Annotated in this window: 11 protein-coding genes; 7 read left to right on the plus strand and 4 right to left on the minus strand. The window is 62.6% G+C overall.

The features are described 5' to 3' along the window. Positions 1-20 precede the first annotated feature (20 nt). Positions 21-1,523, plus strand: coding sequence for a YifB family Mg chelatase-like AAA ATPase (locus WLQ66_RS15990; protein ID WP_340547331.1), 1,503 nt, complete (start codon positions 21-23; stop codon positions 1,521-1,523). Between the two features lie 21 nt (positions 1,524-1,544). Here WLQ66_RS15990 and gshB read toward each other — a convergent pair whose 3' ends face one another. The 3 genes from gshB to rsmI all read right to left on the minus strand — a co-directional run bounded on the left by gshB (position 1,545) and on the right by rsmI (position 3,842). Beyond that, complete coding sequence (gshB, locus tag WLQ66_RS15995) at positions 1,545-2,477, minus strand: glutathione synthase (protein WP_340547332.1); 933 nt, start codon at positions 2,475-2,477, stop codon at positions 1,545-1,547. 97 nt (positions 2,478-2,574) lie between these two features. After that, positions 2,575-2,931: a YraN family protein gene (locus WLQ66_RS16000; RefSeq protein WP_340547531.1), complete on the minus strand. Its 357-nt coding sequence runs from the start codon at positions 2,929-2,931 to the stop codon at positions 2,575-2,577. A gap of 50 nt (positions 2,932-2,981) precedes the next feature. After that, positions 2,982-3,842 (minus strand): 16S rRNA (cytidine(1402)-2'-O)-methyltransferase, encoded by an 861-nt coding sequence (gene rsmI / locus WLQ66_RS16005; RefSeq protein WP_340547333.1) that lies wholly within the window; start codon positions 3,840-3,842, stop codon positions 2,982-2,984. Between the two features lie 84 nt (positions 3,843-3,926). On the opposite strand from rsmI, the gene WLQ66_RS16010 reads away from it, so the two are divergent. From WLQ66_RS16010 to murJ, 3 genes are read left to right on the plus strand one after another with little or no spacing between them, the layout of a single operon-like run. After that, the gene (locus WLQ66_RS16010) at positions 3,927-5,099 is read left to right on the plus strand and encodes a penicillin-binding protein activator (protein ID WP_340547334.1); all 1,173 of its coding nucleotides are present in this window, start codon (positions 3,927-3,929) and stop codon (positions 5,097-5,099) included. Continuing rightward, positions 5,059-7,887, plus strand: a complete 2,829-nt coding sequence (locus tag WLQ66_RS16015; protein ID WP_340547335.1) for a [protein-PII] uridylyltransferase — start codon at positions 5,059-5,061, stop codon at positions 7,885-7,887. Before WLQ66_RS16010 ends, WLQ66_RS16015 begins: the two co-directional genes overlap by 41 nt. Then, a complete protein-coding gene (gene murJ, locus WLQ66_RS16020) occupies positions 7,884-9,437 on the plus strand; it encodes a murein biosynthesis integral membrane protein MurJ (protein WP_340547336.1) in 1,554 nt (517 codons plus the stop codon). The genes WLQ66_RS16015 and murJ overlap by 4 nt, the downstream gene beginning before the upstream one ends. 155 nt (positions 9,438-9,592) lie before the next feature. On the opposite strand, the gene bhcR is transcribed toward murJ, so the two are convergent. Further along, a complete protein-coding gene (bhcR, locus tag WLQ66_RS16025) occupies positions 9,593-10,423 on the minus strand; it encodes an HTH-type transcriptional regulator BhcR (protein WP_340547337.1) in 831 nt (276 codons plus the stop codon). Between the two features lie 204 nt (positions 10,424-10,627). Here bhcR and bhcA point away from each other — a divergent pair, with 204 nt between their 5' ends. Genes bhcA through bhcC form a run of 3 tightly spaced genes read left to right on the plus strand, consistent with a single transcriptional unit; the run spans position 10,628 to position 13,997 of the window. After that, positions 10,628-11,818: an L-aspartate--glyoxylate aminotransferase BhcA gene (gene bhcA, locus WLQ66_RS16030; protein ID WP_340547338.1), complete on the plus strand. Its 1,191-nt coding sequence runs from the start codon at positions 10,628-10,630 to the stop codon at positions 11,816-11,818. Beyond that, on the plus strand, positions 11,818-12,792 hold the full coding sequence (gene bhcB, locus WLQ66_RS16035; RefSeq protein ID WP_340547339.1) for a beta-hydroxyaspartate dehydratase BhcB: 975 nt from the start codon (positions 11,818-11,820) through the stop codon (positions 12,790-12,792). Before bhcA ends, bhcB begins: the two co-directional genes overlap by 1 nt. 41 nt (positions 12,793-12,833) lie before the next feature. Beyond that, positions 12,834-13,997, plus strand: coding sequence for a 3-hydroxy-D-aspartate aldolase BhcC (gene bhcC / locus WLQ66_RS16040; RefSeq protein ID WP_340547340.1), 1,164 nt, complete (start codon positions 12,834-12,836; stop codon positions 13,995-13,997). Positions 13,998-14,005 lie beyond the last annotated feature (8 nt).

Consider the following 14,005-nt stretch of genomic DNA (forward strand, 5'->3'; position numbering starts at 1 on the left):
CCACAGCGGAAAGGGGAGAGATGATTTCGCGCGCCTATACCGTTGCGTTTCAAGGCGTCGAGGCCCGCCCGGTCGAGGTGCAATGTGCGGTCGCACCCGGCTTGCCTGCCTTCTCCATCGTCGGTCTGCCGGATAAGGCGGTCAGCGAGGCCCGCGAGCGGGTCCGATCGGCGCTGGCGACGATGTCGATTGCCCTGCCCTCGCGCCGGATCACCGTAAACCTGTCGCCTGCCGATCTGCCCAAGGAGGGCAGCCATTTTGATCTGCCGATCGCGCTGGCGCTACTGGCGGCGATTGGGATCATCCCGCCCGAGGCGGCCTCTGAGACCATTGCCCTGGGCGAGCTGTCGCTGGATGGCAATCTGGTGCCGGTGGTGGGTGCCCTGCCTGCCGCCATGGCCGCCGCGAGCGAAGGACGGCGGCTGCTCTGCCCGAAGGCCTCGGGTGCGGAGGCGGCCTGGGTCAGCGATGCGACGGTGATCGCGGCGGGCGGTCTGGCGGATGTGGTGGCGCATTTCACCGGGCAGATGGTGATCCCCCCCGCCGCCCCCGGCGAGGTGATTGATCCCCCTGCGGGGAAGGATCTGCGCGATGTGAAGGGGCAGGAACGGGCCAAGCGCGCGCTGGAGATTGCCGCGGCCGGTCGGCATCATCTCTATATGGTCGGCGCGCCGGGATCGGGGAAATCCATGCTGGCGGCACGGCTGCCCTCGATCCTGCCGCCGCTAAGCGCGGCCGAAGCACTGGAGACCTCAATGATCCAGTCGCTTTGCGGGTTGATCGACGAAGGCGGCATTCGGCGCAGCCGCCCCTACCGCGAGCCGCATCACACCGCCTCGATGGCGGCCATTGTCGGGGGCGGGCGCAGGGCGCAGCCGGGCGAGATCAGCCTGGCGCATAATGGTGTGCTGTTTCTTGATGAGCTGCCGGAATTCAGCCGGGCAGTGCTGGAGACGCTGCGCCAGCCGTTGGAAACCGGCCATGTGAATGTGGCACGTGCAAATGCCCATGTCAGCTACCCGAGTCGGTTCATGCTGGTGGCGGCGGCCAACCCCTGCAAATGTGGCGCGCTCAGCGATGCCAATCGCGCCTGTGCAAGGGCGCCGCAGTGTTCGGCGGATTATCTCGGCCGTATCTCCGGGCCGCTGATGGACCGGTTCGATCTGCGGGTGGATGTGCCGCCGGTCGGCTTTGCCGATCTGGACCTGCCGGGTGATGGCGAAACCTCGGCGGAGGTGGCCATGCGAGTTGCCATCGCGCGGGAGGTCCAGGCCAGCCGCTACCGCCAACATCCCCAGCTGCGGCAGAATGCCGATGCCGAGGGCCAGCTGCTGGAGGAGGTGGCGACGCCCGACAGCGAAGGCCGGGCCCTGCTGTTGCAGGCGGCGGACCGGTTCGGGCTGACCGCGCGTGGCTATCACCGGGTGCTGCGCATCGCCCGCACCATCGCCGATCTGCATGGGGCGCCGGATGTCCGCCGCCCCCATATCGCCGAAGCGATCAGTTTTCGGATTGCCGCCTGAGGCGTGTTCTCACGCGAGAGCTCAGAGCTTGGCTTCGATCGCCTGCCAGATCTTCTCGGCGATATTGACGCCGTCGAAGCGTTCCAGCTCCTGAATGCCGGTCGGCGAGGTCACGTTGATCTCGGTCAGGTAGTCGCCGATCACGTCGATACCGACAAAGACCTGCCCTTTTTCGCGCAGCAATGGCCCGATGGCGGCGCAGATTTCGCGGTCGCGGTCGGTCAGGCCGATTTTCTCCGGCCGGCCGCCGACATGCATGTTGGAACGGGTTTCCCCCGCCGCAGGCACCCGGTTGATTGCGCCGACGGCTTCGCCATCGACCAGGATCACCCGTTTGTCGCCATTGCTCACATCCGGCAGGAATTTCTGTACGATCAGCGGCTCTCGGCTGAAGCCGGTGAACAGCTCATGCAGCGAGGTCAGGTTGCGGTCATCGCGGTCCAGCCGGAACACGCCGGCACCGCCGTTGCCGTAGAGCGGCTTCAGAATGATATCGCCATGTTTTTCCTTGAACGCCTTGATCGTCTCAAGATCGCGGGCAATGGCGGTGGGCGGCGTCAGCTCCGGGAAATCCAGAACCAGCAGTTTCTCCGGGTAGTTACGCACCCAGAAGGGATCATTGACCACCAGCGTCTGACCCTTCAGCCGGTCCAACAGATGGGTCGAGGTGATATAGTGCATGTCAAAGGGCGGATCCTGCCGCAGCCAGACCACGTCGAAGTCGCTCAGGTCGACTTCGCGACGCGGACCCAGCTCCGCCGGGTGTCCGGCCACGCGCTGAACGGTCATATCATGGCCGCGCGCGGTGATGCGACCCTCCTGATAGGCCAGCTGGTCGGGGCCATAGAAAAACAGGCTATGCCCGCGCGCCTGCGCTTCCTCAGCTAGGCGAAAACTGCTGTCGGCATTGATATCAACGTCGGTGATCGGGTCCATTTGAAAGGCGATTTTCATAATGTCAGTCCCTCATGACATGGGCAAAATGACATGGGCAAACCGCCCACGCCGAATACATGACCCAGCTTGGCGACAGGTTCAATGGCAGAGACGCTCAACCCTGACCATAGGCGTTTTCCATTACCTCAACCCTGCCGGTGCCATCGACCACCGCCACATCCAGCCGCGACTCGGTCAGCTGCCCGGCAGGTTCGCCGGCCAGAAACCCGGCGGCGCTGGTCATCATGCGCTGCATCTGGGTGCTGTTGATGCGGGCGATCGCCTCATCGCGGCTGACGCTGTGCTTGACCTCGACAAAGACCACCATCGCCCCAAGCCGCAGGATCAGGTCGATTTCGGCGCCACCGCCGCGCCAGCGGCGCGCCGCGACTGTGTATCCCCCGCGTTCATAAAACCGGGCGACCAGCTCTTCCGCGGCGTATCCGGCGTGATGGGATCTAGATCCACGCAGCCCGCGCGCAGAGGGCCGTCCGGGCGGGGTATCTGCCCGCCCGGCCATGCTCAGCCTGCGTCCTTGGCCATGTCGAGCGCCAATTGATAGATCTTGCGGCGCGGCAGATTGTGCATTTCGGCAACGATGGAGGCGGCGTCTTTCACGGAGTTGTCCTTTAGGGCGGCGCGCAGATCGCTGTCGAGATCGCCATCGCTGACACTGGCGCCGCGCGCACGGTCCACCAGAACCACAATTTCGCCTTTCACCGGGGATTGTTCCAGCCCTTCGGCGAGGGTCAGCAGGGTATCGCGGCGCACCTCCTCGAATTTCTTGGTGATTTCACGGCAGAGCGCCGCCGGCCGATCGCCCAATACGCCCGCCATGTCGCGCAGCGAGGCGGCAATCCGCTTGGGCGATTCGTAAAACACCAGCGTGCCGGGAACGGCGGCCAGCTCCTCCAGCCGTTTGCATCTTGCGCCACTGGCGTTGGGCAGAAAGCCTGCAAAGAAAAACGCATCCGTTGGCAGTCCGGCCAATGTCAGCGCCGCCAGCGCCGCAGAGGCGCCGGGCGCAACCGTGACCAGATGCCCGGCCTCGGCGGCGGCGCGGCTGAGATCATAGCCCGGATCGGCAATAAGCGGCATACCCGCCTCGGAGGCATAGGCCACGGACTGCCCCGCCTCCAGCGCCGCCAGAAGCCGTCCTCGCGCGCCAGCGCCGCTGTGATCGTGATAGGCCACGATCTGCCGCCCATTGAGCGGAACACCGTGGATTTCCATCAGTTTACGCAGAGAACGGGTGTCCTCGGCGGCGATCATGTCGGCGGAGGCCAGCACGTCAAGCGCCCGCAAAGTGATGTCGCGCGCGGTGCCGATGGGCGTCGCGACGAAGTAGAGCCCGCATGGCAAATGGACGATCTTGTGATTCACGCTGGACCCGCCTTGTTGGTCGTTTATGATCCCTCAGGTACCAACACGGCGTACGCCGCCGGACAAGGGAGTTTCAAGTCCATTATGTTTGCTGTTTTTCAACACGCCCGCAAGGCGGCACTGGCCGCTGCAACCGTTGTTTCGACGCTGGCACTGGCCGCCTGTGACACCTTGCCGACTGGCAGCGGGCCGTCGATCAACACGACCAAACCCGTTCCGGTCGCCCTGTTGGTTCCGCGTGGCTCGGCGCAGCCCGGTGACGCGCTGCTGGCCAAGAGCCTTGAAAACGCTGCCCGCATGGCGATTGCCGATCTCAACGGGGCGCAGATCGACCTGCGGATCTATGACACCGCCGGCGTGCCGCAGCAGGCCGCAACCGCAGCAACCACCGCGATCAACGATGGCGCGCGGATCATCCTGGGGCCAGTCTATGCCGAGGCCGCAAATGCCGCAGGTCTGGTCGCCGCACAACGCAACGTCAATGTGCTGGCGTTTTCCAACAACACCGCCATTGCCGGCGGCAATGTCTTCATCCTCGGGCCGACCTTTGACAATACCGCGCGACGCCTGACCAGCTATGCCAGCCGTCAGGGCAAGGGCAATATGGTGATCGTCAGCGGCAGTGACCCCGCAGGTCAGGCCGGCCGCGTGGCAATCGAACGTGCCGCCGCCGGGACCGGGGCAAATATCAACGGCTCCGTCAGCTATGAACTGTCGCAGCAGGGCGTGATCAACGCGATCCCGACGATCCGGTCAACCGTTGCCAGCAGCGGCGCGCAGTCGGTGTTCCTGACGGCAAATACCGCAGGCGCCCTGCCCCTGCTGACGCAGCTGATGCCCGAAGCCGGTGTCGATCCTGCGGTGACGCAGTATATCGGCCTCACCCGCTGGGATATTCCGGCGCAGACGCTGGCCCTGCCGGGTGTGCAGGGTGGCTGGTTCGCAATGCCCGACACCAACCGGTCGCAGCAGTTCCGCAGCCGCTATCAGGCCAGCTATGGCGCCGCGCCGCATCCGATCGGTGGTCTGGCCTATGATGGGATTGCCGCAATCGGTGCGCTGGTGAGTGCCGGCAAATCCGACGCGCTGACCGGCGCGGCACTGACCCGTGGCAATGGGTTCCAGGGCACCGGCGGCATCTTCCGCCTGCGCCCAGATGGCACCAATGAACGCGGCCTTGCGGTTGCGACAATCCAAGAACAGAAGGTTGTGGTTATTGACCCAGCTCCCAGCAGCTTCGCCGGTGCCGGATTCTGATCCAGCACTGCCGGACACCGTCCATCTGCCACCCTTGCTGGGGCCGCTGATCTGCGACCCCGGCAAAATTTTTGACGCCGTTGCCGTGCGCGCCGCCATCACCGCCCTGTCGCGGGATTGCTCGGCGGCGGAGCTGCGCGCTGGCGTTGTGAAAATCCTGCGCGAGGCCAATCTGGCCGGGCGCGCCGCCATCGCCGAGGCCTTTGCCGAGGAGCCCTTTGCGGCGCGGGCGCTGACCCGGTCTTATGTCTATCTGACCGATGGGCTGGTTACTGCCGCCTATTTCACAGCCACCAGTCTGCTGCATCCGCTGGCCAACCCGACCCAGGGCGAGCGGATCGCGGTGATTGCCGTTGGCGGCTATGGCCGCGGTGAAATGGCACCGCAGTCCGATGTGGATCTGCTGTTCCTCACCCCCTACAAGATCACCGCCTGGGCCGAGAGCGCGATTGAATCCATGCTCTATATCCTGTGGGATCTGCGCCTGAAGGTGGGCCATTCGAGCCGCACCATCCGTGACTGCATCCGTCTGGGGGGCGAGGATTTCACCATTCGCACCGCCATGCTGGAACAGCGGTTTCTGGATGGCGATGCCGGGCTGGCGGCTGATCTGGATAGGCGGCTCAATGCGGAGCTGTTTTCCAAGGACGCCCGCGATTTCGTCGAGGCCAAGCTGGCCGAGCGCGATGCGCGCCACCTGAAACAGGGCGAACGCTATGTGGTGGAACCCAACGTCAAGGAAGGCAAAGGCGGGCTGCGCGACCTGCAATCGCTCTATTGGATCGCCAAATACCTGTACCAGGTGCAGGATGTCGCCGAACTGGTGCCGATGGGGCTGTTCAGCCCGGAAGAGCTGGATTCCTTTGCCAAGGCGGAGAATTTCCTCTGGGCAGTGCGGGCGCATCTGCATCTGCTGACCAAACGCGCCACCGAGCAGTTGAGTTTCGACCTACAGGTCGAGGTCGCCGCCCGTATGGGCTATGAGGATCGGGCTGGTCGCCGCGCCGTCGAGGTCTTCATGCAGGAGTATTTCCGCCACGCCACCAAGGTGGGTGACGTGACCCGGATCTTTCTCACCAAACTGGAAGCCACCCATCAGAAGAGCGAGCCGCTGCTGGAGCGGATTTTCCGCCGTCGCCCGAGGGTCAAACCCGGCTATGTGGTGGTGCACAACCGGTTGGATGTCTCTGATCCCGAAGCCTTCTGCGCGGATAAGCTGAACCTGTTGCGGATCTTTGAGGAGGCGCTGCGGACGGGGATGCTGATCCACCCGGATGCCATGCGGCTGGTCACGGCCAGCCTGCATCTGGTCGACGACGAGATGCGCAACGACAAGGAAGCGCGGCGGATTTTTCTGGATCTGCTGCTGAAACACGGCAACCCGGAACGCGCGCTGCGGCGGATGAACGAACTGGGGGTGCTCAGCGCCTTTGTGCCCGAATTCGAGCCGATCGTGGCGATGATGCAGTTCAATATGTATCACTCCTACACGGTGGATGAGCACACCATTCAGGTGATCTCCAACTTTGCCGCCATCGAGCGGGGCGAGCTGGAGGACGAGCTGCCGCTGTCCTCCACCGTGATCCGCAAGGGGGTCAATCGCAAGGTGCTGATGGTCGCCATGCTGCTGCATGATATCGGCAAGGGGCGCGAGCAGGATCATTCGATCCTGGGGGCGCAGATTGCCCGGCGTGTGGCGCCCCGACTTGGTCTCAACAAAAGCGAAAGCGAAACCGTTGAATGGCTGGTGCGCTATCACCTGCTGATGTCGGATATGGCGCAGAAACGCGATATTGCCGATCCGCGCACGGTGCGCGGCTTTGCCAAAGCGGTAAAGACGATCAAGCGGCTGGACCTGCTGCTGCTGCTGACGGTCTGCGACATTCGCGGCGTCGGGCCGGATACCTGGAACAACTGGAAGGCCGCGCTGCTGCGGGCGCTTTATAACCAGACCCGCGAGGCGCTGGAGAATGGCGTGGAGGCGCTGAACCGCGCCCATCGCGGCACCGAGGCCAAGAAGGCCCTGCGCGCCGCCCTGCCCGACTGGCCCAAGGCCGATCTGAAGATCGAGACCGCCCGCCACTATGACCCCTACTGGCAGGGGCTGCATGTGACGGCCCATATTGATTTTGCCGAGATGCTGCGCGAACTGACCGATCTGGACGACCCGGGTGGGGTGATCATCCGCCTGCACCCCGATGAGGATCGCGACGCCACCCGCGCCTGTTTCTCGATGGCCGATCACCCCGGCATCTTTGCCCGGATTGCCGGCGCGCTGGCACTGGTGGGCGCGAATGTGGTGGATGCGCGGTCCTATACCACCAAGGACGGCTATGTGACGGATGCCTTCTGGATCCAGGATTCCGAAGGTCACCCCTATGAGGCCGCCCGGCTGCCGCGTCTGCGCGAGATGATCCACAAGACCCTGAAGGGCGAGGTGATCACCGGCGAGGCGCTGAAATCGCGCGACAAGATCAAGAAGCGCGAGCGGGCGTTTAACGTGCCGACGCATATCACCTTTGATAATGATGGCTCGGAGATCTACACGATCATCGAGGTCGACACCCGCGACCGCCCCGGTCTGCTCTATGATCTGGCGCGCACACTGGCGGGGGCCAATATCTATATCGCCAATGCGATCATCGCGACCTATGGCGAGCAGGTGGTCGATGCGTTTTATGTGAAGGATATGTTCGGGTTGAAATACTACTCCGAATCCAAACAGAAATCGCTGGAGGCCAAGCTGCGCAACGCCATCGCCGAAGGGGCAAAGCGGGCCGGATCATGAAGCCGATCAAACTGCTGTCGGGCTTTCTCACCGTCGGATTCTGGACGCTGGCAAGCCGCATCCTGGGGTTTCTGCGTGAAATCCTGATCACCGCCTATATCGGGCCGGGTCCGTTGATGGATGCCTTTGTGGCCGCTTTCCGGCTGCCGAACATGTTCCGCCGCTTCTTTGCCGAGGGCGCGTTCAACGCGGCTTTTGTGCCGATGTTTGCCAAGCGACTGGAGAGCGGCGAGGATCCGCAGGGGTTTGCGCAGGAGGCGTTTAACCTGCTGGCGGTGACCGTGCTGCTGCTGGTGGGGATTGGCATGGTGTTCATGCCGGCCCTGGTCTGGGCCACGGCGGGCGGTTTTGTTGGCGATGCGCGGTTTGATCTGGCGGTGGGCTACGGGCAGATCGTCTTTCCCTATATTCTGTTCATGTCGCTGGCGGCGCTGTTTTCCGGCGTGCTGAATGCCACCGGTCGTTTTGCGGCGGCGGCGGCGGCGCCTGTCTTGCTCAATATCTTTGCCTGCGCGGCCATGGTGGCGGGCGCGGTGCTGGGGGGCGAGGTGATCACCTGGCTGGTCTGGACCATTCCGGTTGCAGGGGTTGCACAGCTGGCGCTGGTGTGGATCGCCGCCAGCCGGACCGGTATCCGCTTGCGCCCCGGCCTGCCGCACTGGACCCCGCGCATGAAGAAGCTCGTCCGTGTGGCGCTGCCGGCAGCGCTGGCGATGGGGGTCACGCAGATCAATCTGGTGGTCGGCCAGCAGGTGGCCTCTGACATTGAAAACGCGGTGAGCTGGCTGTTTGTGGCAGATCGCCTCTATCAGCTGCCGCTGGGGGTGGTGGGGATTGCGATTGGCATCGTGCTGCTGCCGGATCTGTCGCGCCGTCTGCGGGCGGGGGACGATGCGGGCGGGCGCGATGCGTTTTCCCGTGCCGGGGAATTTTCGCTATTGCTGACCCTGCCCTCGACTGCGGCGTTTCTGGCGGTGCCTGTTGTGCTGGTGTCGGTCCTTTATGAGCGTGGCGCCACCGGGGCCGAGGATGTGGCCGCCATTGCGCTGGCGGTGGCGATCTACGGCGCGGGCCTGCCGGCATTTGTGCTGCAAAAAGTGCTGCAACCGCTGTTCTTTGCCCGCGAGGACACCCGTTCGCCATTTCGCTATGCGCTGGTGGCGATGGTCATCAATGCCGCTCTTGCCTTTGGTCTGAAACCCTATCTGGGCTGGATCGCCCCCGCCATCGCGGCGACGGTGGCGGGCTGGGCGATGGTCGCCTGCCTGTGGCTGGGGGCCCGCCGCATGGGAGAGGTCGCGCGGTTCGATCAGCGCTTCTATGACCGGAGCCTGCGCATCCTGGCGGCCTCCGCCATCATGGGGCTGGCGCTATTCGGCGTGGTACAGAGCTTTGGCTGGCTGTTCTACCTGCCCAGCTGGCGCTACCTCGCACTGCTGGGCCTGATCGTGCTGGGCGCGGTGGTCTATTTCGGCGTCGGCCAGATCATCGGGGCGGTGCGCCTCGGCGACCTGAAACGCTCCGTCCGCCGGGGCGGCGACACGGGGTGACAGGGGTGACGGGGGTGCGGCCGGTGCGTCGGTAGCCCCCGCCAAGTTGGGTTCTGGCAGAGGTTCGTGTTGCTGCGCATCGCGCTGATTGGTGAGGTGCGCGGCAAGAGAGCTGGGCAGAGAGCCCATCGCAACCGGCGCTGCACTCATCCGGATCAGATCTGCTCCGGGATAACCCCACCGCTCCTGAGGGTAATTTCGGCGGCGGCCTTGGACACCGCTGCGCCGAACTGTGCAACATGCGCGTCATCAAACCTGATGCTTGGGCCTGAAATTGACACACCGGCACAGGGTTTGCCGAATTCATCAAAGATCGCGCTGCCGATGCACGACATGCCTTCGTAGCGCTCTTCGCTGTCAAAGGACCAGCCACGCGCGCGGATCTGCGAAAGATCCTCGAACAGGGATTTCGGGCTGGTATGGGTATTGGCTGTGAACTGCTGCAGGCCCGCTTTTGTCAGCAACTGGGTGACTTTCTCTTCTGACAGCTGTGACAGAATGGCCTTACCGGCGCCGGAGGCATGCATGGCCGTGCGCGTGCTCGGCGGGAAGAACGCGCGGATCGGATTATGTGTTTCGACCTGCCCGATAAAGACAACCTCCGCGGCGGCGGGCACCGCCAGATTCGCAGTCTCCCCGGTCTGCTCCATAAGCAGCTGCATGACGGGGCGCCCGATCTCGGCAAGGTTTCGACGTTTCAGAAAGGACGAGCCGGTGCGAAAGGCCTCGATCCCTATGAGCCAGTCCTGGCGGTCTTCATCGAAGGTGACGAAGTTGTGCTTTTGCAGGGTCATCAGAATGCGATGGGTCGTGGCTGTGGGAACGCCGACGGTCAACGACAAATCCGTCAGCGTCAGACGATCCGCGCGTGCAATGGCTGTCAGCACACCAAGGGCACGATCCAAAGACTGAAGCGTGCCTGCACTGCTTTCGGTGAATTGTGACTTCGGTCTGCCACGGGACCGTTTCTGTTTTTGCATCGTCATTCCTGGCTCATACCTCGCGATGCCTCAAAGGTATCGAAGTGAAAAATATTTTCAAGAAGAACAGGGGTCGGGATATGAAAAATGTAAAATTCATCAATATCAGTGACTAAGTGAATATTCTTCAATACTGAAAATCTTTTTCAAGAAAATTGCAGCACGTCTTCGAACTGGTAATAATAACTTACCAAAGCGGAGAATCGAGTGATGTCAGATCAAAATCCAGTCTTTATTCCAGGCCCCACCAACATTCCCGAGAGGCTCTTGTCGGCGATGCATGTTCAGACGCGGGACCACCGCGCTCCGGATTTTGTCAGCACGTTTGCACCGGTTCTGGAGGGCACAAAGAAAGTGTTTGGTTCGACCAATGGCAAGATCATCACCTTTCCCGCAAGCGGGACCGGTGGCTGGGAGGCCTCTGTCACAAATACCCTCAGCCCCGGCGATACGGTTCTCGTGGCGCGCTACGGCATGTTCAGCCACCGCTGGATCGACCTGTGCCAGCGTCATGGTCTGGATGTTCAGATCATCGAATGCGCCTGGGGTAGCGGTGCGCCCGCCGAGAAATTCGAAGCCGTGCTGAGCGCAGACAAGGACCATAAGATCAAGGCCGTTCTGGTCACCCACAACGAGACAGCGACCGGCGTGCGGTCGGACATCGCGGGCGTTCGCAAGGCGATGGATGCCGCCAGCCACCCGGCGATGCTGTTTGTGGATTGCGTCAGCTCGCTGGCGTCTATGGAGTTCCGCTTTGACGATTGGGGCGTGGATATCGCGGTATCCGGGTCGCAGAAGGGCTTCATGCTGGCCACCGGCATGGCCATCCTGTGTGTCAGCCCCAAAGCGCTGGACGCAATGGCAACCGCCACATTGCCCCGTACCTTCTTTGATTTCCGCGACATGATGGCGGCCAACGCCTCAGGCGGATTTCCCTATACGCCGCCGTTGCAGCTGATTTACGGCATGGGCGAAAGCCTGAAGATGCTTTTTGAAGAAGGGCTGGAGAATGTTTACGCCCGCCACTTCCGGCTGGCGGAAGGCGTGCGCCGCGCGGTTCAGGCATGGGGGCTGAAGCTGGTCGCCCAATCGCCCGAGCTCTACTCGGACACGGTGAGCGCGATCTATGTGCCAGAGGGGTTCGACAGCAATGCGCTGACCGAGCACGCCTTTGACGCCTACGGCGTGTCCTTCGGGATTGGGCTCGGCGAGATGAACGGCAAGGCCTTTCGCATCGGCCATCTGGGCAGCCTGACCGACGTCATGGTTCTGTCCGGTCTTGCCACCATAGAGATGGCGATGGCCGATCTCGATTATCCGGTCCAACTCGGCAGCGGGGTGACTGCCGCACAGGAGTATTTCCGCAGCACCCATGCAACCGCAGCCAAAGCGGCCGCGTGATGAAGGATATCCAACCCATGTATATCCCCACCTTCGAGGACATGCTGGCCGCGCATGAGCGGATCAAGCCACATATCCGCCGTACACCGGTTCGGACGTCGGATTACCTGAACGAGATCGCCGGGTGCGACCTGTTTTTCAAGTGCGAGAACTTTCAGGAGCCGGGTGCTTTCAAAGTGCGCGGTGCCTCGAACGCCGTATTCGGCCTTGATGATGACCAAGCGGCAAAGGGTGTTGCGACGCATTCCTCGGGCAACCATGCCTCCTGCCTGAGCTATGCGGCGATGTTGCGGGGCATCCCGTGCAATGTGGTCATGCCGCACACCGCGCCACAGGCCAAGAAAGACACGGTGCGCCGCTACGGCGGCAAGATCACCGAATGTGAGCCCTCTACCACCTCGCGCGAGGAGACCTTTGCCAAGGTGCAAAGCGAAACCGGCGGTGACTTCGTGCACCCCTATAACGACCCGCGCGTCATCGCTGGCCAGGGGACCTGCTCGAAAGAATTCATGGAACAGACCGGTGGTCTCGATATGGTTGTGGCCCCGATCGGTGGCGGCGGCATGATTTCGGGAACCTGCCTGACCCTGTCGACACTTGCGCCGGAAACCAAGGTGATCGCGGCCGAACCCGAACAGGCCGACGATGCGTTTCGCAGCTTCAAGGCCGGATATATCATTGCCGATGACGCACCCAAGACCATTGCGGACGGGCTGCTGGTGCCGCTCAAGGACCTGACCTGGCACTTCGTTTCGACCCATGTGTCCGAGATTTACACAGCCTCCGAGCACGACATCATTGATGCGATGAAGCTGGCCTGGAAGCACCTGCGGGTGGTCATGGAGCCATCATCGGCGGTTTCGCTCGCAACGGTTCTCAAGAACCCGGAGGCTTTCAGGGGCAAGCGCGTCGGCCTGATCATAACCGGTGGCAATGTCGACCTCGACAAGCTGCCGTGGCTGACCGCCGCCTGATCTCAATCATCTTACTGAAATCCCGACAGAGGAGCACGGACATGAAGGACATGACCAATCTCGACGCATTCGAAGTGGGCTACGACATCCCGGCCAAACCGGGCATGGATGAGGCTGACATACAGACCCCATGCCTTGTGCTGGATCTGGACGCGCTGGAGCGCAACATCAAGAAGATGGGCGACTATGCCAAGGATCACGGTATGCGCCACCGCACCCACGGCAAGATGCACAAGTCGGTCGACGTGCAGAAGCTTCAGGAAGAGCTCGGCGGCGCCTGCGGTGTCTGCTGTCAGAAGGTCTCTGAAGCTGAGGTCTTCGCCCGGGGTGGTATCAAGGATATTCTGGTATCGAACCAGGTGCGCGACGCCGCCAAGATCGACCGTCTTGCGCGTCTGCCGAAGCTGGGCGCCCGCGCGATCTGTTGTGTCGATGATATCGACAATGTGGCTGACCTTTCGGCTGCGGCCAGGACGCATGGGACCCAGATCGAATGCCTCGTCGAAATTGACTGTGGCGCAGGACGCTGTGGCGTGTCGAGCACGCGCGATGTCGTGGAAATCGCCAAGGCCATCGACGCCGCAGAAGGTCTGAAATTTGCCGGCGTCCAGGCCTATCAGGGCGCGATGCAGCATCTTGACGACTATAACGAGCGCAAGGCGAAGATCGACGTTGCGGTGGCCATGGTCAGGGATGCGGTCGACACGCTGAAAACCGAAGGCCTGGAGTGTGACATCGTCGGTGGCGGCGGCACCGGATCTTATTACTTCGAGTCGAACTCGGGTGTTTACAACGAATTGCAATGTGGCTCCTACGCCTTCATGGATGCCGACTATGGCCGCATCCTCGACAAGGACGGCAAGCGCATCGACGCTGGGGAATGGGAGAACGCCTTGTTCATCCTGACCACGGTCATGAGCCACTCCAAGGCCGACAAGGCCATCGTGGATGCAGGCCTCAAGACCCAGTCCGTGGACAGTGGGTTGCCCTTTATCTACGGCCGCGACGATGTCGAATATCTCAAATGTTCGGATGAGCATGGCGTTGTCGCAGATCCCGGTGGAGCCCTGAAGGTCAATGACAAGCTCCGGCTCGTGCCAGGTCATTGTGACCCGACCTGCAACGTCCATGATTGGTATGTCGGCGTGCGGGGCGGCAAGGTCGAAACCCTCTGGCCCGTCTCCGCCCGCGGCAAAGCCTATTAACGCCAGCC

The sequence above is a fragment of the Phaeobacter sp. A36a-5a genome (assembly GCF_037911135.1).
Taxonomy (GTDB): domain Bacteria; phylum Pseudomonadota; class Alphaproteobacteria; order Rhodobacterales; family Rhodobacteraceae; genus Phaeobacter; species Phaeobacter bryozoorum.